This is a genomic window from Paenibacillus marchantiophytorum (genome assembly GCF_014640555.1).
Classification (GTDB): Bacteria; Bacillota; Bacilli; order Paenibacillales; family NBRC-103111; genus Paenibacillus_E; species Paenibacillus_E marchantiophytorum.
This window is the reverse complement of record NZ_BMHE01000021.1, coordinates 32,395-57,708: the sequence shown is the minus strand read 5'-3', so window position 1 is coordinate 57,708 and position 25,314 is coordinate 32,395. Positions and strand designations below refer to the sequence as shown.

Genomic DNA, 25,314 nt, shown 5'->3' with positions numbered 1-25,314 from the left:
GACTGTTCCCCCTAAAATCATCTCAGAAGCGCTATCTCTTTTTATTGGAACAAGTCTCATCACGAGAAAAAGACATCGGACCGTCGATGTCTTTGTCATAATCGGAGTAACACGATTCGAACGTGCGACCTCACCCACCCCAAGGGTGCGCGCTACCGAGCTGCGCCATACCCCGTTTGTAGCTAGCAAACTCATTCACTTTTGTAATTATAGTAGGAGAAATTCGAATTGTAAAGCCATTTTCTAAGGTCTAGAAAGAAAGCCGCGACAGCATATAGCGGCCACGGCTTTCTTGTTATATAACGTTCAATAGTATGTAAAACGCAAATTATTGAATGCCATCTTTAAGTGCTTTACCAGGTTTGAAAGCTGGAATTTTGCTTGCTGGAATTTCGATTTCATCACCAGTCTGTGGATTACGTCCTTTACGAGCAGAACGTTCACGAACTTCAAAGTTACCAAATCCAACTAGTTGTACTTTATCCCCGCCTTGCAGCGCTTCGGAAATTGCATCAAACACAGCGTCAACTGCTTTCGTTGCGTCTTTCTTGGAAAGCTCAGAGGTTTCAGCAACCTTGTTAATCAATTCAGATTTATTCATGCCATTCACCTCCCCCCAAGATTTCTCACTTCCGTTACTTCCTGTTTTCACCGTTTCCTCAGAAAATATACATTATCCAATGAAAAATCGTTGATTTTCTTAGTTAAAATGAACTTCGAAAGCAGACGAATAAATTCATAGTAATATACTCCGACAGCAATTTCAAGTATCGGTTTCCAATTTATGTGGGTATTTCTGCTAGAAAACGACAAAAAACACTCAATGGAGTGTTTTTGTCCACATTCATTTACTTACAAAATGATAGCAATTAAGCCGCCTGAGCCTTCATTAATAATTCGTCCAAGTGTTTCTTGCAGCTTATATCTAGCGTTATCCGGCATTTGCGCAAGCTTTCCTTGAATACCTTCTCGCACAATTGAATGAAGATTCCTTCCAAAAATGTCGGATTCCCAAATTTTAAGCGGGTTATCCTCGAAATCCTGCATCAAGTAGCGGACAAGCTCCTCACTTTGCTTCTCAGTTCCAATAATCGGCGAGAATTCCGACTCAACATCCACACGAATCATGTGGATAGAAGGTGCCGTCGCCCTTAGACGCACACCGAATCTGGAACCTTGGCGAATCAATTCCGGTTCATCCAAGGCCATCTCAGCCAGTGTCGGAGGCGCTATCCCATATCCCGTCGTCTTGACCATCTCCAAGGCTTCGGCGAATTGGTCATACTCGCGCTTCGCATGCGTGAAATCCTGCATCAGCTGGAGCAAATGGTCCTTGCCTCGGATTTCGACGCCGACCACTTCGACCAGAATGCGGTCATACAGTTCATCAGGCGCGAACAAATCAATCTCCGCCACCCCTTGCCCCATGCTGAGTCCAGCCAATGCAGCCTTATCGATAAACTCATATTCGGCGAATTGACTAACAACACGATCCACATCACGCAAGCGTCTGATATCTTGAACGGTATCGCGTACGGAATTTTCAAATTGCGTGCGCAACCAATGATTCTCATCCAACACCATAACCCAGCTCGGTAGATTTACATTGACTTCGTGGACAGGGAACTCGTAGAGCACTTCACGAAGAACCGAGACCATTTCCTCTTCTCCGGCACTGGCTACACTCATCGTGACAACAGGCACATCATAGCGGCTTTGCAGCTCGCTGCGCAGCTCGAGAGCTGGCTCGCTGTTTGGTTTCTGCGAGTTAATAATGACGATGAAAGGCTTGCCTACTTCTTTCAATTCATTAATGACTCTCTCTTCTGCTAGCACATAAGAAGACCTAGGAATATCAGAAATCGTTCCATCGGTCGTTACAACAACACCGAGAGTAGAATGCTCTTGAATGACCTTCCTTGTACCGATTTCAGCCGCTTCCTGGAAAGGAATCGGTTCATCGAACCAAGGTGTATTGATCATCCTTGGGCCGTTCTCGTCTTCATAGCCTTTGGCGCCATCGACTGCGTAACCTACACAATCAACTAGGCGAACATTCACGTTCAGCCCTTCGGCCACAGAAATTTGAACCGCCGTATTCGGTACGAATTTCGGCTCCGTTGTCATAATCGTGCGGCCAGCAGCGCTCTGCGGGAGTTCATCGGTAGCCCGGATCCTATCCGCTTCACTTTGAATGTTAGGCAGCACTACAGATTCCACAAAACGTTTGATAAAGGTTGATTTTCCTGTCCGGACTGCTCCGACTACCCCCAGGTAAATGTCCCCTCCCGTTCGTTCTGCAATGTCCTTAAAGATATCCACTTTCTCCAAGAGAATCCCTCCTACAGTTTGGTCATCAACTGACTCATGTGACGGTAACAATTGACTACTCGTACATCATATAGGGATCTTTGATCGATCGAAGATCAAAGTCTCGCCTAATTGGACTAGTAAGAAATATATGTACTTTCGATAGAAATATGATAGATCCGTAGATCTTTTTTTTGCCGCTCATATTTTATGAAGCACATACAGAACTTAAATCAAAGACTCACCACATTGAAAGAATATATGAGACACATAGGGGAGTTATTCTAAAAAAAGCAAAAAAAGCGACTTTGCCGCCCTGAGAGATGAGCGTATTCATTGCGACAAATCCTATAAAGGAACTGCAGTGCGCTATTCAGGCAAAAAGGGAGTATGCTTGGACAAAAGCGGAACTCCAGTACCTTATTTCCAGAAGAAGAGCTGAATTCCCCATCAAACAGAAAAATAGCGCACTGGAGTTCCCTTCCCCTCGCTATCATGCCACTATTTGCTATATTAGCGCCCTGTAGTTCCCTTATCCCCGCGCGGGCAGTCTGGGTAGCGCCAACTCCGTTCATTAAATCTCCATAGTGGCCATTTTCCGGTCTATAAGCATCATACAGTTCATTAGATTCTCCATTGTGACCAAAAACCGCCGTATCAAAAAAAGCTGCTCTGGACGTCAATAAAAAAGGGGTGAGCTTCGCTCACCCCAAGATTTATGGTGCCGCTTGCGGCATCGGTTGATCTTTTTGCCACCAATAAGCCGTGCTTCGAATGGGGACAAAAAGCGTTTTGCTGACAAGAAGATCGCGCAAATCCTGATCTGCCTTCAACGAACCAGCCAGCGAGCCGCTCTGTATGACTTGCATAATATCCATGCCGTAATCAATACTGACGTCACCTGTTTGCTTATTTACAATGTAGGAAATGAGATTTTTACGATTGTATACCGATTTGATATCCGGAGCTTTGGCGCCCAATTTATCGAAATCCACATACTCAAAAGCTTCATTAATAGCGATGCCCTGCGGCAAATTCCCATCGTGTTTCACTTTATAGTCATTTATCTTTTTCTGTACATCTTCTACGCTCTGATAGGCTGATAAATCCATCAGTTTGACAATTGGCTTGGTCTCCACATCCACAAGCACATAGATGAAAATACCACCGCTCTCAAAGGCGTTTGCAGGCACTGCACTAAGTAGATTTGACTTTTGCAGTTTAGCGAAATCAATGACATATTTCTCGTAAAGCGGTGTTGTCATTTCACTATTTTTAATCGGGAGCACCCCGGTTTTCTCATGGAATTGATCGATGGCTTGCTGCACAACAGTAATAAACTCAGCAGGATTCGTTAGATTCTCTTTGCGCAATTCCTTTGGATAAGCGCAACCGCTAAGCAGCATGATTAGACACAGTGCGAGAGCCATCGTACGGTATTGCAAAAAGTTTTGAACCATTTTCACGAAGAAATCATCCTATCTTTTCTAAAATAAATCGTCATCTTCCGCTTGTCTTGCAAGCTGAGCCCTTATAGCAGCCTTCAGAGGGTCCTCAGGCACCGTGACTTGTACTTGTCCAATCACTCGTGCTTGGCATGCCAAGCGATAGCCCTCGTCCGCTTGTGAGCCCAGTTTCAACCGTTCATTCACATTCATTGGCGCTAGTCCACTAGCATCCGTGACCTGAACTTTGCACATGAGGCAAGCAGCTTTGGCCCCGCAACGCGTGCGAATATTAACCCTGGCTTTGCGCCCAGCATCCAGTAAAGTGGTGCCGGGACGTACCGTAATCTTTTTGTTATCCGGCAAAAAAAGAACTTCCGATAGTGCCATCGCACTCACCTACTTATCGCTTCTTCCTTCTATTTGCCTTTCGGCAATAGCGCCTCCACCTTTTGGCGGAACGCTGATCCCCAATGATTTCTTTGCATAATGTCTGCCAAAACTCGCCTATGCGGCTCGGGATTCAGCATCATTGTTCGAACAATAGCCTCATATCGATCAGGACGATCACGCAGCAAATTAAACAGCAGCTCATGAGCCAGCGGCATGATTCTAATGTTCTGATTATCAATCAACGCAGATTGACTGTGAGTTTCCCATAAATAAGCCACTTCAACCTGATAGGAGCATTCCATCGCTTGTACTTTGAAATCCCCCACGACTTCAACGGCAGTGCCATCGATTTGATAATGGCTCAGGATCGAGGCGTAGATGGGCGTTTCACTATACACCGGACTATCGACGGCATATTGGCGCAAAGTTGAATATACAGGTGTCACGTCGTCAACATCGACATAAATATCTAGATCTCTCGGACTTCGTCCGATATCTACTTGCTGCAAAAGCAGTCCGCAGCTTCCACCGATAAGATAGCGTAGCCCAGGCGCTTGCAATAACTCAGTTTGAATGGTCGCAATCGATGGGAGTAACGGCTCTAGCAAAACCAAGATGCCCACACCTTTCAGGCAGAAATTTTCAGAAATAAGGTTTATGAGTCACAGAAATAGGACCAGATTGCATAACCACACATTGACATGCTAAACGATAACCCTGCTCAAGCTCTTCGGGTTCTAAGCGATCTTCTTCTTCTTCAGATGGCAACGACAACAGTTCCCTGCCTGAAGCTACAAAGCAGCGGCATCTGGCGCAAGTGCCCCGTGTACACGAAAATCCCCAATCCACATCTTCTTTGAGCGCATGGTCTAGAATGGTTAACCCTGTGACCGGCTCGATCGTTTTTTGTGTTTTGCGCGTTTTCAATTCCAACATCGGTGTTCGCCTCCAGGAAGTTAAAACAAAGATAGTAGCATGTAGAGTAAAATAGGGATGAACAGGAAAAAGGCAATGAGAGAAAGTACCACACGAAGAGCACCTTGCGTTCGCGTTCTTGCGTACGAGATTAATAAGGATGCGACAACCATCAGTCCAATCGCCACAAAAGAAGCCCACATTTTGTCTAAACTTGACATATTCATAACTCCTTATGTATAAATCATTAAAATTTATCACCAGTAAGTATAGCATAGGATGAGAAAAAAAGCATAAAGGGCAGCAAAGCTCCCCTTCATGCTTTTATTTTTTACCCATCATCATATTCATTAATTGCTGCATGTTATTCGTATCCAGCTTGCTGCTTTTGACTGCTTGCACGATGTCATTGATGGTTTCTTCGGATACCTTCACATTAACTAAACCGGAAACTTGTTTAATTAACTGACGAAGCTGCGTTTCACTTTGCAGTGTAGAAGGTTTCACACCGCTTGCCAGTTTCTCAATATCTTTGGATGTCACGGATTTCCCCGTTTTCTTCTTGACCACGTTTAGAATGTCTTTGGACATATCTTTATTCGCCAAATGTGCCGCCTCCCTATACCTCTTGATCGCTTAGCTTATAAGGTATAGTATGAACGCGGCAAGAATCTGGTGTAGGCTACTTCGACACTTTTGTAATCAGCTCTAGTGGAACTTCCTCAATCTCGTGCGTCCGCACGCGGCCCATTAAATCTTGGGCAGCGAGTTGTGGTGATTTCCCTGCGAATAACACAAGATATAATTCATTCGTAATCGGCATCGTCACATCATAGCGGCTAGAGAGCTCATAGGCCGCTTTCGTTGTTTTCACACCTTCAACGACCATGCCCATCTCCTTGAGCACATCTTCAAGCGGCATGCCTTTGGCTAATTTATTGCCTGCGCGCCAATTACGGCTATGCTGACTTGTACATGTGGCGATCAAATCGCCGATTCCGGCTAAACCTGCAAATGTAAGCGGATTGGCGCCCATGGTTGTACCTAATCTAGCAATCTCAGCCAACCCTCGAGTCATAAGCGCTGCTTTGGCGTTATCCCCGAAACCCAATCCATCCGTGAGCCCTGCGCCTAGCGCTATGATGTTTTTGAGCGCCCCAGCGACTTCAACACCCGCCACATCTGGATTAGTATACACACGGAAATAAGCATTGATCATTAAATCCTGCGCAGCTTCTGCTGCTTCCAGATCTTCAGCCGCGACGACAACCGTCGTCGGACGTTTCTGGACAACTTCTTCCGCGTGACTAGGACCTGACAAGACGACCAATCGTTTGGCGTCCATCTCTGGCAGCTCATCGGCGAGCACCTCAGTCATTCGTTTGAGCGTGCTCATTTCGAAGCCTTTTGTCGCATGGATCAATAAGGCATCTTTTTTCACGTAAGGCCGTATTTGAGAAGCCACATCGCGCATACCGGAGGAAGGCACAACCAAAATGATCGCATCAGCGTCTTCCACAGCTTCCTGCAAGGAATTCGTAGCAACGATCAACGGCGATAATTCGAAATTCGGGAGAAACCGGCTATTGCTGTGCTTTTCATTGATTTCTTTCACTTGCTCCTCATTACGTGACCATAACAGCACTTGCTTGCCATTATCCGCCAGTACCGAAGCAAGCGCAGTCCCCCAACTCCCTGCTACCAGAACCGATACTTTGTTGGTCAAGGTAATCCCTCCTCAGCTAAGCTCTCTTCTGACCCAGCTTGTTCTCTTTTCCTTGAATGAGTTTGACAATATTGCTGCGATGCCGCATGAAAGCGAAGGCGCATAGCAAAATGCTAATCCATAAAACAGGCATAGGAAAATCCATTCCCCAAATAAGAAAAGGTAAAAGTGCTGTTAAAATAAGAGAACCCAGCGAGACGAATCGTGTAATCGCAATAATGACAATCGCCGTCAAACCAGCGATAAGTGTTGGCAGGAAGCATAGGGTTGCCATCACGCCAATCGTGGTCGCAATCCCTTTGCCGCCGCGAAAACCGAAATAGACCGGCCAGTTGTGACCGACAATCGCTGCCAACCCGCACAAAACACGCACCCAGATATCATCAGGGCCAGAAGCTGCCCATATCCCTAAGCAGACTGCGGCTACCCCTTTGAACCCATCCAAGATTAACACAAGGATGGCCGGGCCCTTGCCAAGCACGCGCAGCGTGTTCGTCGCGCCCGCATTGCCGCTACCATGCTTGCGGATATCAATGCCTTTAATCCATTTTCCGAATAAATAACTAAAGCTTATGGAGCCTAATAAATAACCCACTACAATTGTTATTATGGAAAGTAAAAGCAAGCTACAACATCTCCTTATTCTTTGTCCGATGACTTTCTGCGACTTAGAATGCGAATCGGTGTGCCTTCAAATCCGAAGGCGGCCCGAATCTTATTATCCAAGTAGCGCTCATATGAAAAGTGCATGAGCTCAGGCTCATTCACGAAGAGCACAAAGACAGGAGGCTTAACGGCCACTTGCGTGACATAGTTAATCCGCAGACGTTTCCCTTTATCCGTTGGCGGCGGGTTATAAGCAACAGCATCAGAGACGACATCATTAAGTAAATGTGTCTGTACACGAAGCGCATGATTCTCTGCAACTTGGATAACAACAGGCAGCAGCTTGTGCAAGCGTTGCGTTGTTTTCGCCGAAACAAATACGATTGGCGCATAGCTCAAGAAAAGGAAATGATCGCGAATCGTTTGGGTGAAGTGCTGCATCGTTTTATCATCTTTGTCTACGACATCCCATTTATTTACGACAATGACGATCGCTTTTCCTGCTTCATGGGCATAGCCGGCAATATGCTTGTCCTGATCAATAATGCCTTCTTGCCCGTCGATGACTACAAGCACGACATCCGCTCGTTCAATCGCTTTCATAGCGCGCATGACACTATATTTCTCTGTATTTTCGTACACTTTGCCGCGTTTGCGCATACCTGCCGTGTCGATAATGACAAACTTCTGATCATCTCGTTCAAACGGTGTATCAATCGCATCGCGCGTTGTGCCTGCGACTTCGCTAACAATGACGCGTTCTTCACCAAGTATCGCATTCGTCATCGACGATTTCCCGACATTCGGGCGACCAATCAAAGCAAATTTAATGACTTCTTCGCCATATTCATCGTCTTTTTTATCTGGAAACAAGTTGCAAACAACTTCAAGCAAATCACCGATTCCGATGCCGTGGGAACCTGAAATCCCAACGGGATCGCCAAACCCCAGAGAATAGAACTCATAGATATCATCTTGACGCGCCAAGTTGTCTACTTTGTTAACCGCAAGCACGATTGGCTTTTTGGAGCGGAACAACAACTGGGCAACCTCTTCATCCGATGGGGTTACGCCCGCTTTGGCATCTACCATGAAAATAATAACGTCCGCCTCTTCAATGGCAAGCTCCGCTTGAATGCGCACCGATTTGAGGATCGCATCTTCCCCGTCAATCTCAATACCACCTGTATCAATGACGCTGAATGACGTATTCAGCCATTCCCCTACACCATATAATCGATCACGTGTTACACCCGGTTTATCTTCCACAATCGCAAGGCGATCGCCTACGATCCGATTGAAAATGGTGGACTTGCCGACATTCGGTCGGCCTACAATTGCAAGAACTGGTCTAGCCACTACTCATTCACTCCTTCGAATTCCATGATCAGCCATGGAAAAATACGCAACTTATATCATAACAAAAAAGACACGACTTGGCTAATCTCATTTGAGATTTCGCTCCTAAGAGCGTCCACATACCCTAACAATCAAGTATGCTTAACCAAAATCATCGTGCCATTTTTCAAATCATGCGCGTTTGCATCCAGTATTTTCTCTAATGAGAAAGACATTTTCTGGAGATCTTCCTCTTGATCAACAATGAAGATGGGAGCTCCTCCGCCTACATTCTCTTTAGTCAACGTCACGATCGCAACAATCTGCGTCACTGTGCATCAACTTCCCTTCTGTTTGTTCACCCCAGCTTCAGAGGGCATGCGCACTGCACTTTCGAGCACTGGCACCCGATGAAGAGCGATGGTCGTCTTCTCAACATCTTTTTCTTGCGGCAATAGGAGTACGCCTATCGTTCCTGAGTTCATATCGAGCTTGGCCATAGGTCTGAGCGAAGGCTCACCCTCATCTCGGTACACGCCAAACAAGGTGGAAATGTCATGCAGAATCGCTTGTCTTTGACCAAGGTTAGCCAAGGTAACACGGGCGTTGCGGTTTTTGGGCTTGACGAGAAAGCCAAGTCCATGCTCAGCTATTTTGGCCCGACTATCCTGTAAGCCAACGTTCATGATGTAGATATGACCAACGAATAAATCCGGTCCGTCCATACGAAGAGGAACCGCTTCAATATCAGCAATAGACCCCAATTTGTTGCCTGATTTGAAATAATTAGCAATAAATATTGAAAGTATACCCGCTACAATCCCCCAATACCACGCGAACAATATACTGAATAAAGAGGCTAGAAACGCCGAGAGGATGACCAAATAATTTCTTCCTTCGAACACCATCGCAATACCTTCAATATATGCTGCGCCTCTAGGAACCAACTCTAACTCGTCAATTTTCGTCAAGCTTTGCCTCTCCATATTGCGAACATCGCGGAATTGCTGAGCGGCAAGCGACAGGAAAGTCACCGCTGTATAATTCTTATCCAGTAGCGCAGGTACAGCTACGGCCCCCAAGCCGGCTGCGATAACCCCTAGGGAAATATGAATGATTTTGCCATGCGGGTAGGTGGGATACTGCCGATAATCCGTCCTGAGCATATTCAGACGCGTCACAACGCCAAAAACTACGCCGACAACAATACCAATCGTATAACGATGTGAGTAGAACCAATCCATTTACTTTCTCCAGCCTCCCTTTCGATCCATCCAGCTTTTAACCACGTTCCGGCAGCCCTGATAGGTCGCTTGCAAGATAATTGTCACTGTGCGAGCAGCGAAAACAGACAGCCACCACTGATCCTGAAACGCAGCGTTCCCCAAGTGATGTAGGCCATTGACAGGGTGTATGCTGGCTTGATACACATCGCCCAGCAAGTAGCCAATGGACAGCGCAGCAATCTGTTCACTGGCTTTACGCTGCAAAATAACGACAACCAACGCAAGCAATAAAGCAACATCCCATTGCGAATTGCGCACGATGAGGATCGGATCCATTTCCAGCAGCTGATGCAATAAAAAGTGAAAGGAGCCAAGCAGAAGACCGATGGAAAGCAAATGAAGTTTATGGATAAAACCTTGTGTCACATAGAGGATACCGAGGCAAATAAGTAAGATTACCACGTAAACGAGCTGCACATGAACGTGCCCTATGGTTATCGCCACTCTGGATAATACGAGCCAAGAGGCAAAAAAAAGAAGCATGCCCTTGTGCGATATACTTCTGATGTACACATCCTTCCATCCACTGGCAAATAAAATCATCGTGATGCAAAGGAGAATAAGCGACAAATAACCGGAGTTCATCATCTAACCACCCTAAGAGGCAAAGCTTATCCGTGACTTCTGTCACTGACTTGCGTTGCGGATCAATCAGGCTCCCACTCCACTGGAGAAGAAGCACTGGCTAATCCTTAGTATGGCAAAATTTCGATTATTTACTCCGGTTGGCTTTATCTAGCATATGAAGTTATGTCGATACCTCTAGCACGGCACCACTCTGCCGTCTCGCCCATAATGACTAGCGGGTTATGTCCCAGTGCTTGTATCGTGTTCTTGCCTAACGCTGTCATAATAAGTATAAGTCCTTGATGAAGCTCGTCTGCAAAATGGTGCAGCGCGTCCACGCCCTCGCTGCGCAGTACCTTCAAGAAAGCGCCGGCCATCCCTACGGCCGATGCGCCTAAGGCAAGCGCTTTGGCTGCCTCCAAAGCGTTCGTAATCCCGCCAGAGGCGATAACAGAGCCTCTGTCATACACCGACAGCGCCTCCAGGAGCGCGATGCTTGTCGGCGTGCCCCAATCGTTCAGCCATTCCATCGCGGCTGGACGTCTGGCATTCTCAATAGCGGCGAAATTCGTGCCGCCTGAACCTCCAACATCCAGCACACGGACGCCGATGTTCTGCAGCTGTGCGGCGTTGTCTCTGAGGATGCCGAAGCCGACTTCTTTCACGATGACCGGCACAGGCACATGCCGGACGATCGCTTCAATACGACTCAGCATGCCGACAAAGCTGCGGTCTCCTTCCGGCATGATGAGTTCCTGCATCACGTTCAAATGAATTTGAAGCGCATTAGCTTCAATCATATCAACAGCGCGGAGTGCTTGTTCGACGGATGCCTCGCTGCCCAAATTGGCAAATACAATGCCATTCGGGTTCTCGCGTCGGACAACTTGGTAGCTCGAAGCGACTTCGCTGTTTTTGATAGCTGACATTTGGGAGCCGACAGCCATCGCCATTCCCTTCTCTCTTGCCATAATCGCCAGCTCGCGATTAATACTTTCTGTTTCCTGAGCGCCACCCGTCATTGCATTAATTAAAATCGGCGAACTCATAATGAGATCGCCGATTGTGGTAGTTAATGCAATATGATCCGTCGAAGTCTCAGGCAGACAGTTATGCACAAGCTTGATATCGGACAGACCCTGCTGCCGTGATTGACCAAGCTCCAGCGCGTAATGGACATGCTCCATTTTGCGTGAAATGCGCATTCTGATGGTCCCCCTAAGAAATATGGATTTTATTTATTTTTTGAATTTCGCCAGTTTGTCGCCAAAGCGCTCGCCAAGCGTCATGGACAGACCTTGGTTGCTCAAGGACACGTTCTCATTACCAGCGATTTCTTTTTGGTGGCTTGCACTGTTTCCACGGTCACGATCGCCGCGTGGTTGTCTTTCTCTGTCTGGTTTGCCAGCTGATGGAGCCGCTGCGCCAGCCGGAGCTTCCGGAGCATCTTCGGTTTCTTTGATACTCAGGCTAACACGTTTCTCAGCTGTGCTGATTTCCAAGATTTTCACTTGCACTTCTTGGCCTTCTTTCAACACTTCATGAGGCGTGCCGATATGACGGTGTGCAATTTGGGAAATATGCACAAGACCTTCAACACCAGGAGCTACTTCAACGAATGCGCCAAATGCTGCAAGACGTTTAACTGTTCCTGTTACGATATCACCCGCTTTGAAATCACGCTCAACATTGGACCAAGGGCCATCTTGTGTCGCTTTGATGCTCAAGCTGATTTTATCGTTGGAAGGATCAAGTTTAAGAATTTGCACCTTAACTTTGTCGCCTTCTTTCACAACATCAGAAGCTTGTTCTACATGCTGCCAAGCTAGCTCAGAGATGTGAACCAAGCCATCGATACCGCCGATATCAACGAAAGCGCCGAATTGTGTCAAACGTTGAACCGTACCGTCCAAAACTTGACCAACTTGAAGTCCTTCGATGATTTTCTTTTTGTTGACTTCGAATTCTTCATCCAATACGTCTTTTTGGGACAGGATCACTTTGTTTTTCTCGCGATCAATTTCTTTCACACGCAGACGCAAAGTGCGGCCTTTGTAGGAGGAGAAATCTTCAACGAATTGACGCTCAACCATGGAAGCTGGCACGAATCCGCGTACGCCGATATCAACAACGAGTCCGCCTTTTACAACTTCAGCAACCGTTGCTTCGATGATCTCTTTGCTGTCAAGTTGACCTTGCAAAGTTTCCCAAGCTTTTTCGTTATCTACAACGCGTTTGGACAAGACAAGCGTTTCTTTGGCATCGTTGATGGAAACGATTTTCAGTTCCACTTCTTGGCCTAATTGAACGGCTTGACCCGCATCATCCAAGCTAACGGAAGAAAGCTCTTTAACTGGGATTACACCATCGTATTTGTAACCGATATCCACGAAGGCTTGATCTGCGTCTACCTTAACGATTTTGCCTTTAACGGTAGCGCCTTTCTTAAGAACAGCAACATTGTTAAGTGCGTGCTCTGCTTCTGCTTGCGATACGGCTGTTTCTTGTGTTTCTTGAACTTCTTGGGTTTGATCTTCAACTTTTACTTCATCTGACATGGGATTACCCTCCTCTAATTACATACAACAATAAATAATTTATAAGTCACAAAGCAGGATACAAGCTTCTACTCTGTTTCAAACACAATAACTTCCATTCGCATAAAGATAGTATAATTCCAAGCTTTCGATTCCATACATCCTCATTTACCTTTGCTATAAGCGGTATGTAACCGGCGAATTTCCTTCATAATTGCTTCAGTTGCCAGCTCCAAGTCCTCCGAGCTGCCTCCTGCATAAGCGCTTAAATCAAGCGGCTTCCCATAGACGATCGTCATACGGCGAAATATCGAATACGTGCCAATAATCGCAACAGGTACGACGGTTGCCCCAGATTTCAGTGCAAGACTGGCTGCGCCCTTCTTGCCCATCCCGCCGGCATTGTTCCTTGAACCTTCCGGAAACACGCCAAGCATGTTGCCGTCACGCAGCAATTGAACCGCTAGCCGAATGGAGTCTCTGCTGACGCCTCCGCGTTTGACGGGGAAAGCACCGACTCTGGAAATAATGGGGCCGAGCACGGGGATATCAAACAGCTCTGCCTTGGCCATGAAATGCACCATTCGTTTAAGCGGAGTCCCTAATAAGGGAGGATCCAATAAACTCGTATGATTCCCACAGAGCACTACGGCTCCATCTGAAGGCACGTTGTCCATGCCGATAGCTCGCAAACGGAAAAATACTGTAAACATAAAACGAAACAAGGCCCTGCCGATGCGATACAGCATCTTATTTGCCACCTCCGACTTTGTCTTTGCAAAGTCCAAGTATTTCGTCGACTACTTCCTCAATGGTCATCGAGGTGCTATCCATTAGCACAGCATCATGTGCGCGCCTGAGGGGGGATATCTCTCTGTCTTGGTCCAATTGATCGCGTCTAGCGATATCTCGTTCCAATTCAGACAGGGTCAACGTGCATGTTCCGCTGTTTTGCATTTCATTAAAGCGGCGTTCAGCTCGTTCCTCCACGCTGGCTGTCAGAAATACTTTGATTTCTGCATCCGGCATCACATGTGTACCAATATCACGACCATCCATGACAACACCTTTGGAAATAGCCATTTGCTTCTGAAGCGTGACAAGCAGCTGACGTACAGCTCCATAGCTTGCGATTTGGGAAACATGATCCGTAATGGCAATCGTGCGAATTTCTTTGGTCACATCGACACCGTCTACGAACACTTGCTGTCCTTCTTCGCGAGGAATAAGCTCAATCTGCATGCGATTCGCCAAAGCAGCCACTTCATTTTCTTGATCAGGTCGCAGCCCTTCGTGCTGTACTTTCCACGTTACTGCCCGATACATGGCTCCTGTATCCACGTAAACGAATCCCAAAGCTCCGGCTACTAACCGTGCAATGGTACTTTTACCGGCTCCAGCAGGACCATCTATGGCAATATTGAACTTTTCCAAGCTGCTGTTCCTCCCAACAATACTTTACAGTACCTTACGAACAAAAAAGCAGGCACTGCCTGCTAATTAAATCAAATTATACCACACTAAAATGGCATATGCAAAACTTGGACGCATATGAAGTGGCATTTCAAGGTATTTAGGAACGTTCAGCCTGATCATTTTGAGGTAAAATATAGGGCTTTCCTTCTAATGGTTCCACCCTTGTAAAATGCTTGCGTACGTAGGGAATTTGCAGCAAAGCTTGCGCACAAATCAGCAAAATGAAAAATACGAGCGTTGTCCGAATAATCACTTTCTCTATTTTGGCAGAGAAGAGAATAAACAGCTGCTCGTATGATTGCTTTTCCCGACCGGAAGACATAGGACCCATCACCTGCTTGCATTGGTATATTGTCTGGTAGTATGCCCATGCAACCGTTATCTCATGCCTTATCTTTTGCGGAAATCCATTTGTCTTTCGAAACAGAAACGAATTAGCTTTTGTCGCTCTCGATCGGCGATATCAACGAACCTCACCATAGCCAGTTGTTTGCCTGAGTCCAGTTGCTTAACCCGCACGATTTCACCGCTAAAAGGAATATGCTCTATACTCCCATTCTTAAATGGAGCAAGAATCCAGCAGGAAATCGCCATGTTCATGCCGACAGGAACTTGTCCATCACAAATAAAGGAGATACCTCCGCCGCTGACATCCTCGGTGATACCGATAAATTGAATTTGATCGGATAGCTTCACTGCAATTTCCAGTTCGGCCAGCACGCGCAGGAAGTTTCTGCGTTGTATTTGCGTAATCGATTCCAGAGCCGGTTTGCGCAGTTCAACCAAACGAATGACATCTTCCGTGTAACCAATGACAGAAGTCGTGAAATAATGTTTCACGCCGCCTTCGCCTAAGAAAAATGTGCTTAATTCATCGCCCTGATACAACTTCTTGAGACGTCCTGTTTTCTCATTCAACGGAATCTCTATGACAAGCGCAGTATCCGTTACATCAGCAATTCTGGCTTTGTATTCGATTCGGGACTCTTCATCATCAATACTGTTCATGTTCATATGTAAAATCTGGTTGACCTTAGGAAGCAATTTCTGCACCTCCGCGACATAATATGACACAATTATACCACGACCTGATCTTTTGGATAGCAAAAAAAGAAGCAAGGTGCTCAGCCCGCTTCTCTTCTCACTTATTTGGCTGCGTTGGCGGCAGCTTCTGCTTGTTCTGGACGGATCGTTTCAATCTTCTCTTCCGAGCCTGAATCTGCATTGATATACAGTCGGTAAATATTATTGTTCATCGTACCGATGAACTCATGACAAAGCACTTCCTCATCCAGATCATTCTTAATAACCGCCAAAGACTCGCTTGTTACTTTCAAGTTGGGACTCAGTTGTTTGCGCGCTTCAGCAGCGGCAATTTTCGGTTGACCTAACTGACGCTGCTTCTGGCCATAAATATAATCTGTCGCCTGAATTCCCGTCACTTCAAGCGTATCCAACGCTACTTTCACACTAATTTGCTGCGGATAAATCGTGACATCCTTCTCCCGCTTGGCAAAGATAATATTGGCGATATTCTGATATTGATCGTAACTAACGGCACTCATGTCTTTATATTCATGCTGATCCAAAAATTCATTGGCAATATCACGCGCTTGCCTTAAATCAAATTTGGCCGATTGAACCATCCGCGGCTTCATAAAGTAAATGAGATGTCCGCCTTTTTTGGTGTAATCCAGTTGGATATCGTTCTCGCTTCCCTGGCCACCCGGAACCACAACACTGAAGCTTTGATATTCCGGAGATTTCCCGCCATTTTCCACTACTTTCATCGCAGATGTGCCGCTTAGTCCAAGGAATTGTGCGGCTTTCGGTTTAATTTCCTCCGCTGTCATGTCATTGCCAGAAAGCATTTTGACATTGTTCGTGGATAAAACCGATAAATTTCCGGGTCCCCAATTTAATTCTTCATAGGCGCCCACTTTTTTATCTACCGTAGAAAACCCGTCAATAATCGCGTTATCATGGGTTTCATTTTCAGATGCTAATGCCATCTCCACGTCCATCCAACGCAGATTATTGGAAATTACCTTCGTTTGGACGTCTCTGATTTCCTTTGTAATCTCGGAGGAATGATCATAAAGCGCCGTTAATGTTTTCAACTCATTTTCATTCAGCGGCTGCTTCGTCATATCCCGAACAGACATTCGGTAAGAGAAATTAGCCATATTCGCCAAGAAGTCCTCTGTTTTGTTAAATGGCAATAGCGTCAGCGGAAGCTGTGTAATATCGCTTTGAGCCTGACTCGTCAGTCGCCAGACATTCACAAGTCCTTTGCGATACGACGGCTCCGAAGCGGAATTCACCGCCAGGGTGTTCCCCAATTCGGTATGCAGCTTATCCACATGGAACGAAAGATCATGGAAAGCACGCTGATATTGATTCTCTGCTTTAATCAAAATCGTATTCTTCTCCTGGTGTTCTAAGTACCCCCATACGGATGCGCCAATGAAGGCTAGCAAAAGGAATGGAAACATGACAATACTTAATCTTTTATACACGCTATTACTCCTTTCATTCCCAAACTTGCGCTTAGTTTTTACGTGGAAAGTCAGGTTTATACAAGAATGACAACAAAAAGGGGCCCATTCATAAGAATGGCCCCTCGCTAATCTTCGGATTCAATTTCAAAATCATGCTCATTGCTGCATATGCATTGCCGGAATCCCGTTTCAATCTTACCTTTATCTTTCTTGCCTTTGAGAACAAACTTCTCGCCGCATTGTCGACAGCGTATCTTCACTTTCACTCTGGTTGTGGACATGTATACCCTCCCGGTCGTCCCTGGCTTCTTCCAGGAATCGCCATCTATACCGTCCATTATGACCCATTTTAGCCCACTTTAATCTTGTCGTCGGACGTAACTACACGCAGAGGCGAGTGCGCATTGGCGCGATCGACCCGCCAAATCGTCCGAATCCAGAGAAAAGCCATCACTGGAATCATAATCCAAATCCAATTCGATTTGAAAATGAGTAAAATATAATCAAACAATCCGTGCCAAAAAATTGGCAATAATAACGAAAACCATAAATATTTTTGGGCTTTGTGCGGAACGAACTTCGCTTTCCCCATATAATAGCCCATCATGACCCCGAACAAAGCGTGACCGGATACAGGCAGTAAAGCTCGCATCATCAGAGCTGAGAATGACGTAGCATGAAGGAAAGCATAAATGATATTCTCGAGTGTAGCGTAACCTAAGCTCACTGCCACCGCATAGACGATGCCGTCATAAGGTTCATCGAACGCTTCATGCCGAAAGATCATATGGTACAGGACGAACCATTTGAGGAACTCTTCGACGCCGCCTGAGAGGAAAAAGGCGGAGACGAATGTACCTTCTCCAACTTCCTTCATGAACGCATTTTGAAGCACCATCGTTGGGTACACAAGGAGAAAACCAAAAATGAACATGCGAATGACCAGATGTATGGGTTCTGTTTCGTATTTATCTTTTAAATAGAAATAAGCGAGTAACGAGAGACCTGGAGCTATAGCTGCCAGTATGATCGGCAGAATTTGCAAGATACAGTTCCCCCTTTTCTGTGAATTATTCTGTGAACAGAGCGCGATCATTATGGAAAATAAGCGGGATCTTCCCTATCATGCCATTGCGATTCTTCGTTAATACGAGTGAAATAGCCTGATGCTGCTCATCCTCAGATTTCGTGGGCTGCATAATCATCACGACGTCTGCCGACGCTTGCACACTGTCAGGAACGTTATCCTGCCCTAACTCAATTGCTGTAGCTGCAATGATCGGGCAATTCCACTCCCTTGACCATTGTTTGAGTGTATAGGCAATCGCTGCCTGCTGCTGCTGCCAAGTTTGTGGCGCTGAGCCTCTAGCGACAGGAATTCGCTGAAGATGATCAATGAAAATAACAGGTTCTTTGCCTACATTGATCGCAATCCTCTCTATCGAAGCAGCCACTTGATCCAACGTAGTATCCATCGTACATTCAATCATCCAAAGCATCTTGCTAATCTTAGCATATTGCTTGTTCGCTTCTGTCACTTGGTCCGGGTCAACTTTCCCTCCAAGCACTTTCTGCGGAGCTATTCCGATAATCCGTGCAATACTGCGGGACCATAATTCGAAATTGGTCATATCCCAGGAAACAAAGACGACCGGCGTTTGATCCAGAGCAAGCTGATCGGCAATTTGTTTCAACAGCATGCTTTTGCCAACAGCACCTACACCTGCTAACAGATACAAGCCATTGCCAAAGCCACCGAAGAGCTGCGTGTCCAATTTCGCAAAACCTGTCCGAATATTAGCTACTTGTCCACGGAATCGCTTCATATACTCTTCCAAATAAACGGTGCTGTTCTTGATATCCGGCGCTACAGGCGCTAATGTCGCTTCTTCTACCGCTTGACTCACCAGTGATAGAAACGTTTCGGATGGATTCTGAGCTCGGATGAACAAATCATTAATATCCCGAATGGTTTCGGGCAAATTAACAATATAGGTTTCATTGCCTTGCTCTCTTAGCAAAGCTTCGATTCGGGTTGATTCTCTGCGCCCCGATTCATCGTTCCCCATGCAGATATATACGCGCTTGCCGGCAAGTAACGGAAGATGATGCTCTTTGAATATGCTGAAGTCAGGCACGCAAGTGGCTGGCATTTTGGCTTGATTCAGCGTGAGCACGTCAAATATCCCGTTGCAGAGGACAATTTCGTCCGTATCATCGAGCGCGGTATAATTAAACAAATACTGGTCCATCCCATACAAAGCCTTATACTTAGGCTCTCTGTTATCAATTGCCCGTCCAATTAAATCAACAATTTCGCCTTCGTAATTATGAATCGGGACAATGACTCTATGCTCAAAGTAATCTCCAAGTTGGTTTTGATCCACATAAAAGCCAATCTTCCCAATCTCAAAGCCCATCCGATACTGCTGAACGGTTTCCTCTGTAATGCCTCTTTTTTGCAAATAAAAATAGGCCTCTTCCCGCATCTGTTTCTGGTAATATCCTAATAAACCATCCAAATCCACTGCAGCCAGAGTAGGCACTAATTGTTTACGCTCTAAGCTTGTCATTGAAATCTCCCCCGCCAATCTCTCTAAGCTGCTGCCTTGCGTTTCAACTAAAAAAAGCACCAACAAAAACAGTCGTTTTTGAAGATGCTTGTTTCATTCAACAACAAAAGAAGTGTTCAGAGGGCTTATTTGAAGTGTCTGCAAAGCACCTTTACTGCGTCATCTGCAATAATTGTTTTCCCGTATTCCTCTAATACAGCTTGTGTAACCGAGGCCGCTTCGCCAAACTCAGATAATACGGCGATTAAAGCTTGATATTTGTTATCTTCTAGCTCTACCGGTTCGAGTTGTAGAATATATTTCCCTTTGTACGAATACAGGGTACCGCCTTCCATCAGAAGGGGATTGATTACTTTGGATACACGCAACAGATCTTCAAAATCTCGGAATGCATAGGAGATCAAATCGCTTTGTTCAAGCGTAACTTCCATTTCGTACACTTCTTCAGGTTCGTGATCGTCATATGCGTCGGAATTCGCATATAAATCAAGCTTGCCTCTGGTTACAATCACAACCATACCTTGAGCCGGAAGCGCAAATACTTCGACTGCAAGCGGGCCGGACGGGTCAAATCCGAGCTCGGAATAGGCTTGATCCATCATTTCACTGAATAGCTCGTGTACTTTGGGAATTTCTCTCCACATGTCGTCTTTTTGAATACCGCGTTCAGTTAAGTCATCGAATGTTAGGAAAATCCGTATCTTATCCTGACTTAAGCGTTCTATTTTCATGATAGGATCCTCCTTTGAGCTTTCCGAAGGAAAGCTTGCATCGAAAGCATGGTCATCTTATTAAAACAGAATATGATAACTGCGAAAAAAAGGTGAAACATTGAACACGAATTGGACATGGTTCCTAGATTCGTTTTCACCTACCATGTTAACATTAATTGATTGCAATTGCACGCGTTAAGTTATGTATAAAAGAAAAAGCACAGTTGGCCCCGTAGGTATGCCAGACTGCGCCTTATACGTACAGTTATTGGATTGTCGACGTATTTTCTCTGTTTTCGTTTAAAATCTCATTTACGGTTGATTTCAAACTTGGATCTTCTTTCACGATATTTTCCACTTGCGACAGTCCGTTCGCCCCTGTGCTTGTGAAGCTTTTGGGTGCTGTGGATGTGCTGTTAAACGTTCTGTTCGAGAAAGAATCCTTTGCTTTATCAACCACTTTGCCCATGGATTCACTGGACGAACTGAATGCGGAGAATAACATTGATTTGCTTTTCCGATTCAAATATACGACCGCTGCAGCACCGGCAATACCACCAAGCAAAAATGTGCCTATTTTCATTGGGTCTCCCTCCATGCTAATTAGTATGAATCCTCCATAGGTTGTGCGAGTTGCTTCATAGACATACGCTAAAGCAGAAGGAAAACAAAGGAGATATGTTATCGTAGAAATGTGGTACTATATGAAGAGATCAACAAGTTAGTAATGAACCTGAGGAGAACACCAATGATGAATAATAAAGCCAGTGTAATGTTGCTTAGCGTAATGCTGCTTCTAGCAGCTTGCGGTAGTGCTCAACCTAGCAAAGGGCCTGCTGCTGTCACAGCTCAGCCACCGTCTGCCGTCGCCACCGCTACGCCAAGCCCTACGCCAACCGCGACACCAACACCGACGCCAGTACCCACGAAACCTGTGGAACAAGCAGTGAAGAAGGACTATCATATGAACAAAAATTATGATATTGTCCCCAACGACCCTAATGGCAATAAAAAAGTGATTCTGCTTACCTTTGATGATGGCCCCAAAGAGCAAGCCATGAATCAAGCGCTCATTGATACGCTGCAAAAGCATAAAGCCAAAGCTATCTTTTTTATGAATGGCTACCGGATTAAACAAAAACCTGAGCTTGTTAAGCTGGTTCACGACAGTGGGAACATCGTCGGCAATCACGCTTGGGATCATGATAACTTGAAAGATATGACCAATGACAAGATAGACCAGCAAGTCGAGGATGTGCAGAAAATCGTCAAGGAATTGATCGGTCAGGAACCTCAGTTTTTCCGGCCTCCGTTCGGTTCAGGCAATGACTACCTGAAAGCGAAGATCAAGGGCAAAGGCATGCTGTATATGACATGGTCTAACGGCTCCCTGGACTGGGAGATGACCAATCAGAGAAACGATTCGGGTAAAGTCATCGAAAATGTGCTGAAGCAACTGCATAATGGCAGCAACATTTTGATGCATGAGCTTCCGTGGACGGTAAAAGCGCTGGATTCTTTACTCACGCAGCTTGAGGAAAAAGGATACACATTTGTAGATCCGAATGCGATTGAACTTGAAATGAAGTAACAAAAGTGAGGTTGATAGGATAATCAACTATTGTTTATAACCGGGACAGAAGCTAAGAAGTTTGTATCTGCTTAGCTTCTTTTTTTGGCGTCTACTGCTGTCCGCGAGATGTGCACACAAACAAACAATAAGCACTCCTCGCTTGCTTATGTTCCCCAAACAGCAGATTCTCGAACAATGAAGCTGCTTCAGAGAGCCTCGTGTGAAAAGGAACTAGAATCAGCTAACTGGCGGAAACTGAGGTAAACATAGCATGAAAGGGAACTGAAATCCGCTATTTAAGCGAAAACTGCTGATTCTGACCGGGAAATGGTGCAATAGCGGACCGTAGTTCCCTCTGGCGTGGAAGATGACGGTTTTCAGAATTATAGCGTACTGTAGTTCCCTCAAACTCGCTTTCCAGACACATTTTGCTTTTGCTAGTATCGCGGCTCAGTCTGGAGACCGGAGTCACTCCTAATTTCTGGGCAAGCTACACTCACCCCAACCCAAAAACATGTCTTTTTGATAGGGCACCTCCTTAAGATCGTGGCACCCTTCACATGCGAGAAGTTTAAACCCTTAATTCGGTTCTCCACAGTCTCGATATTTTTGGATTTCTTTCAGCACTATGGGACGGAACATCTTAAATCCCCCCCCCTCCCAAAAACTTATAGTTTTATTATAATAAAAAAGGCTGCCCGAAAGGTTTTCAACCTTTTGAAACAGCCTTTTTTTTATAATCGGTATTTACTCAGTAACTGATTTTGACGGTCTTGGTGCTCGCTTCATAGGCGACATTCGCGCCAAGCGCCTCTGATAGCAAGCGAACAGGGATCATTGTCGTTTCGTTAATAAGCAGCGCGGCTGTATCCGTTGAGGTTTCTACACCGTTTAGGCTATAAGCACTTCTATTCGTAAAGAATAAAATGTTTTTATCGCCTTTTTTATATACAGCAGCTTTCTGTTTGTCGTCCCATTCCACTGTAGCGCCTAGCGCCGCGGCCAAATCTCTGATGTAGAGATAGGTAGTGCCATCACGCAAATACGGCTTTTGTTTCATCGGGTAAGGCACTTGATCAAGGGTATAGGTATCACCCGTTAGTCCAATCGTGACAAGGTGATTTCCTTTTGCTGCTGGTTCAACCATCTGATTGGCATACGTCGCTGCATCTTCGTGAAGCTTCGCGACCCCGTACCCCTTGCTTGGTTCAGTGTGGAAGGTCCATTCTTTCGAATAAGATTTGGAAGAGCCATCCTCCATCGCTGCCGTAAGCTTAATAGATGCTTTGTACGTTTTATCGAATTCAAGCGGTTTGGAAGGCATTAGAATCACTTCCGTCTCCAAATGAGTATCTCTCACCGAATCATTCTTCAGCAAAGTGAGTGTATTCCCCGCTTCATCCTTCAGTTCCGCTTCCTGTAAAGCAACTTTCTTAACGCCACCCCCGTTCACTGAGGCCATAATTGGATAACCTACCGGATAGGCCAATCCCGCATGAATGCGAAGTGGATCCGGCGATTCGTGTCCATCAAAGTTGGTTGGGACATAACCATCCTTATTGCTAGGCGAGACGACTAGTTCCGGAGCAGCGCCCTCAGCAAAACCGAATTCAATAACATGGTAATCCCCTGCTCGAAATACGCCAATTTCATCTAAACTCGGCACCAGGAACGGTGAGCGATGATAGGGAGCGTCAAAGAGACTGTCGATCGCTTCAACTAATGAGACCGGATTAAACGCCACATCTTCACTGCTTGCCCGTGAGTAACCTATGTACCCCGCCCGTTCACTTAATGATTTGCCGATAAACCCCGGTAACCCTGGTTTCTCATCATGCAGCGAGACGGAGGTATTAATCGGATCGATTTTATTTAGGAGCAAATACTGCGCATGCTTCTGAGCTGCCGTATTTAAGGCATCACTGAACTTAACTTTGGATAATCCTAGTTTCAATCGGTAATCATTGATGGCTCGCAATCCGTCTTCCTGCTCTTTGGACACTTCGGATGACAACGAAACGGCAGACTTGATTACCGAGAATGTCCAATTAATAGATATTGGTGGATACCCTTTGAAATTGAAGGTCATGCGAGCTTTATACGCGCCCGGCTTTAAATCAGCTTTTGGCAAATAATCATATTTATGCGATGTCGGATCAAATGTAGCTGTCACTTCATCTTCATTGATGTACATTTGGTAGCTATCCGGGGACATGCTGTCACTGAATTCTACGGACAGCCCCGTATTGGGACGTAAGAGACCTACATTCCCTTGTGGATAACTGAGGTATTCATAAGAAAAAGCATAGGAGGGCTTGGCCGACCAAACAAAACTTGATAAGAAAACAAAAAGTATGACTGTGACTTTCAAAAAGGAAATCCATCGCTGTGTATGAGTGATTTTCATTTCTCAGAATCCCCCGTTCAAGTAAATTTAAACAACAAAAAAAGCTATGATTCTATCATAGCTTTTGATTTCGATATTTCGACATAGTTCGACAGACCCATTTTTTATAGGTCTAAGAATAGTATTTTATGCCCCAAATGGTCAGACCTACAACAAGAATAATGAAAATCCAGAGTAAGCTGAGGTAGAAAATGCCTGTCCACTTTCCTTGCTCAGAGGGATGCACTGCTTTACGTGGCGGTAAATAAGTTTCATCCACTGGCATTTCCTTTGAGCTGCGATTAGACCGCAGCGGCGTGTTTCCTTCTGCATTCATACGCTCTGTTCTTCCTCCTCCTTGCTAAACCGCAATATGCAGCCCATCACAAAATCAATAATAAAATGAGCAATTATGGGGGTCCATAAACTGCCTGTTTGAAGATAGATCCAACCAAGTCCATAACTAATACTAAAGACCATTCCCGTCATTAACCAGTGCTGTAAGTACCGAATATGAATAGCCGCGAACAAAATACTGGTCCAATAAGGACCCCAAGCATGCTGGATCGCACCGCGAAAAAGCATTTCTTCGCAAATAGCCACAATCAGAGAAATAAGCGCGATGTGCCAAAGTGCCCTTTTCCCGAACAGCATTTCATTAATCCCGCCATCATCGGATACTTCTTTGGGCACCCATCTCGAGATTAAAATATCAACACCAAGAACAAGCAGTGCAAATATAGTCCCCCACATCGGCACTTTCCAACCGCCATGAAACGACAAAATCGAAAGAATCTTAGAATTGCTCTGAAATAATAAGATGATAATTCCGATAATAAGCGTAAGCAGTTGGGTTATGTACAGATTAAGCAATAAAGTTCGGTCATTTAACTCATTCATATCCACTTTTCCAAAACGAATGTTTTTAAAATCGAATTTTTTCATGTCGAAATACCTCTTTTCCTGACA

General features: G+C 45.5%; 30 protein-coding genes and 1 tRNA gene. 1 reads left to right on the top strand and 30 read right to left on the bottom strand.

The window, feature by feature from the left end; all coding sequences use genetic code 11:
* Positions 1–101: 101 nt before the first annotated feature.
* From IEY34_RS19620 to IEY34_RS19490, 27 genes are all read right to left on the bottom strand, one after another.
* A tRNA-Pro gene (locus IEY34_RS19620) sits at positions 102–175 on the bottom strand.
* A 153-nt stretch (positions 176–328) separates the two neighbouring features.
* Positions 329–601 (bottom strand): non-specific DNA-binding protein Hbs, encoded by a 273-nt coding sequence (gene hbs / locus IEY34_RS19615; RefSeq protein WP_029193008.1) that lies wholly within the window; start codon positions 599–601, stop codon positions 329–331.
* Between the two features lie 251 nt (positions 602–852).
* The gene (spoIVA, locus tag IEY34_RS19610) at positions 853–2,331 is read right to left on the bottom strand and encodes a stage IV sporulation protein A (RefSeq protein WP_189014278.1); all 1,479 of its coding nucleotides are present in this window, start codon (positions 2,329–2,331) and stop codon (positions 853–855) included.
* Between the two features lie 695 nt (positions 2,332–3,026).
* Positions 3,027–3,770: a YphF family lipoprotein gene (locus IEY34_RS19605; protein ID WP_189014385.1), complete on the bottom strand. Its 744-nt coding sequence runs from the start codon at positions 3,768–3,770 to the stop codon at positions 3,027–3,029.
* Positions 3,771–3,797: 27 nt separating this feature from the next.
* Complete coding sequence (locus IEY34_RS19600) at positions 3,798–4,145, bottom strand: 2Fe-2S iron-sulfur cluster-binding protein (protein WP_189014277.1); 348 nt, start codon at positions 4,143–4,145, stop codon at positions 3,798–3,800.
* Between the two features lie 29 nt (positions 4,146–4,174).
* Positions 4,175–4,762, bottom strand: coding sequence for a nucleotidyltransferase family protein (locus IEY34_RS19595; RefSeq protein WP_189014276.1), 588 nt, complete (start codon positions 4,760–4,762; stop codon positions 4,175–4,177).
* 28 nt (positions 4,763–4,790) lie between these two features.
* Entirely contained in the window at positions 4,791–5,084 is a 294-nt protein-coding gene (locus tag IEY34_RS19590) for a 2Fe-2S iron-sulfur cluster-binding protein (protein WP_189014274.1), read from the bottom strand.
* Between the two features lie 20 nt (positions 5,085–5,104).
* A complete protein-coding gene (locus IEY34_RS19585) occupies positions 5,105–5,284 on the bottom strand; it encodes a DUF2768 family protein (RefSeq protein ID WP_189014272.1) in 180 nt (59 codons plus the stop codon).
* Between the two features lie 103 nt (positions 5,285–5,387).
* Positions 5,388–5,654 (bottom strand): stage VI sporulation protein F, encoded by a 267-nt coding sequence (locus IEY34_RS19580; protein ID WP_189014384.1) that lies wholly within the window; start codon positions 5,652–5,654, stop codon positions 5,388–5,390.
* A 91-nt stretch (positions 5,655–5,745) separates the two neighbouring features.
* Complete coding sequence (locus IEY34_RS19575) at positions 5,746–6,789, bottom strand: NAD(P)H-dependent glycerol-3-phosphate dehydrogenase (protein WP_229757731.1); 1,044 nt, start codon at positions 6,787–6,789, stop codon at positions 5,746–5,748.
* A gap of 16 nt (positions 6,790–6,805) precedes the next feature.
* The gene (plsY, locus tag IEY34_RS19570; RefSeq protein WP_229757730.1) at positions 6,806–7,414 is read right to left on the bottom strand and encodes a glycerol-3-phosphate 1-O-acyltransferase PlsY; all 609 of its coding nucleotides are present in this window, start codon (positions 7,412–7,414) and stop codon (positions 6,806–6,808) included.
* Between the two features lie 14 nt (positions 7,415–7,428).
* Positions 7,429–8,754 (bottom strand): ribosome biogenesis GTPase Der, encoded by a 1,326-nt coding sequence (gene der / locus IEY34_RS19565; protein WP_189014270.1) that lies wholly within the window; start codon positions 8,752–8,754, stop codon positions 7,429–7,431.
* A 131-nt stretch (positions 8,755–8,885) separates the two neighbouring features.
* Entirely contained in the window at positions 8,886–9,065 is a 180-nt protein-coding gene (locus IEY34_RS19560; protein WP_189014268.1) for a capping complex subunit for YIEGIA, read from the bottom strand.
* Between the two features lie 6 nt (positions 9,066–9,071).
* Positions 9,072–9,977, bottom strand: coding sequence for a YIEGIA family protein (locus IEY34_RS19555; protein ID WP_189014266.1), 906 nt, complete (start codon positions 9,975–9,977; stop codon positions 9,072–9,074).
* Entirely contained in the window at positions 9,978–10,607 is a 630-nt protein-coding gene (locus IEY34_RS19550) for a YphA family membrane protein (RefSeq protein ID WP_189014264.1), read from the bottom strand.
* A gap of 143 nt (positions 10,608–10,750) precedes the next feature.
* Positions 10,751–11,791, bottom strand: a complete 1,041-nt coding sequence (gene fni / locus IEY34_RS19545; protein ID WP_189014262.1) for a type 2 isopentenyl-diphosphate Delta-isomerase — start codon at positions 11,789–11,791, stop codon at positions 10,751–10,753.
* Between the two features lie 33 nt (positions 11,792–11,824).
* Complete coding sequence (gene rpsA / locus IEY34_RS19540) at positions 11,825–13,144, bottom strand: 30S ribosomal protein S1 (RefSeq protein ID WP_189014260.1); 1,320 nt, start codon at positions 13,142–13,144, stop codon at positions 11,825–11,827.
* A 143-nt stretch (positions 13,145–13,287) separates the two neighbouring features.
* Positions 13,288–13,872 carry a lysophospholipid acyltransferase family protein gene (locus IEY34_RS19535; RefSeq protein ID WP_189014258.1) on the bottom strand — a complete coding sequence of 195 codons (585 nt, stop codon included), beginning with the start codon at positions 13,870–13,872 and terminating at the stop codon, positions 13,288–13,290.
* Between the two features lies 1 nt (position 13,873).
* Positions 13,874–14,557 carry a (d)CMP kinase gene (gene cmk, locus IEY34_RS19530; RefSeq protein ID WP_189014256.1) on the bottom strand — a complete coding sequence of 228 codons (684 nt, stop codon included), beginning with the start codon at positions 14,555–14,557 and terminating at the stop codon, positions 13,874–13,876.
* 139 nt (positions 14,558–14,696) lie between these two features.
* A complete protein-coding gene (locus IEY34_RS19525) occupies positions 14,697–14,921 on the bottom strand; it encodes a hypothetical protein (protein WP_189014254.1) in 225 nt (74 codons plus the stop codon).
* A gap of 68 nt (positions 14,922–14,989) precedes the next feature.
* Positions 14,990–15,673, bottom strand: a complete 684-nt coding sequence (locus IEY34_RS19520; protein ID WP_268240145.1) for a flagellar brake protein — start codon at positions 15,671–15,673, stop codon at positions 14,990–14,992.
* A gap of 71 nt (positions 15,674–15,744) precedes the next feature.
* On the bottom strand, positions 15,745–17,118 hold the full coding sequence (ypeB, locus tag IEY34_RS19515; RefSeq protein WP_189014252.1) for a germination protein YpeB: 1,374 nt from the start codon (positions 17,116–17,118) through the stop codon (positions 15,745–15,747).
* Between the two features lie 107 nt (positions 17,119–17,225).
* Positions 17,226–17,381 carry a hypothetical protein gene (locus IEY34_RS19510; protein ID WP_189014250.1) on the bottom strand — a complete coding sequence of 52 codons (156 nt, stop codon included), beginning with the start codon at positions 17,379–17,381 and terminating at the stop codon, positions 17,226–17,228.
* 68 nt (positions 17,382–17,449) lie between these two features.
* Positions 17,450–18,145 carry a glutamic-type intramembrane protease PrsW gene (prsW, locus tag IEY34_RS19505; protein WP_189014248.1) on the bottom strand — a complete coding sequence of 232 codons (696 nt, stop codon included), beginning with the start codon at positions 18,143–18,145 and terminating at the stop codon, positions 17,450–17,452.
* A gap of 25 nt (positions 18,146–18,170) precedes the next feature.
* Positions 18,171–19,673, bottom strand: coding sequence for a DnaB-like helicase C-terminal domain-containing protein (locus IEY34_RS19500; protein ID WP_189014246.1), 1,503 nt, complete (start codon positions 19,671–19,673; stop codon positions 18,171–18,173).
* Between the two features lie 125 nt (positions 19,674–19,798).
* Entirely contained in the window at positions 19,799–20,404 is a 606-nt protein-coding gene (locus IEY34_RS19495; protein ID WP_189014244.1) for a genetic competence negative regulator, read from the bottom strand.
* 247 nt (positions 20,405–20,651) lie between these two features.
* Entirely contained in the window at positions 20,652–20,969 is a 318-nt protein-coding gene (locus tag IEY34_RS19490; protein ID WP_189014242.1) for a hypothetical protein, read from the bottom strand.
* Positions 20,970–21,134: 165 nt separating this feature from the next.
* On the opposite strand from IEY34_RS19490, the gene IEY34_RS19485 reads away from it, so the two are divergent.
* Positions 21,135–21,977 carry a polysaccharide deacetylase family protein gene (locus IEY34_RS19485; protein WP_189014240.1) on the top strand — a complete coding sequence of 281 codons (843 nt, stop codon included), beginning with the start codon at positions 21,135–21,137 and terminating at the stop codon, positions 21,975–21,977.
* Between the two features lie 733 nt (positions 21,978–22,710).
* Here the strand turns inward: IEY34_RS19485 and IEY34_RS19480 are convergent.
* From IEY34_RS19480 to IEY34_RS19470, 3 genes are all read right to left on the bottom strand, one after another.
* Positions 22,711–24,366, bottom strand: coding sequence for a stalk domain-containing protein (locus IEY34_RS19480; RefSeq protein WP_189014238.1), 1,656 nt, complete (start codon positions 24,364–24,366; stop codon positions 22,711–22,713).
* A gap of 112 nt (positions 24,367–24,478) precedes the next feature.
* Positions 24,479–24,682: a hypothetical protein gene (locus tag IEY34_RS19475; RefSeq protein ID WP_189014236.1), complete on the bottom strand. Its 204-nt coding sequence runs from the start codon at positions 24,680–24,682 to the stop codon at positions 24,479–24,481.
* Positions 24,679–25,290 carry a CPBP family intramembrane glutamic endopeptidase gene (locus IEY34_RS19470; RefSeq protein ID WP_189014234.1) on the bottom strand — a complete coding sequence of 204 codons (612 nt, stop codon included), beginning with the start codon at positions 25,288–25,290 and terminating at the stop codon, positions 24,679–24,681. Before IEY34_RS19470 ends, IEY34_RS19475 begins: the two co-directional genes overlap by 4 nt.
* Positions 25,291–25,314 lie beyond the last annotated feature (24 nt).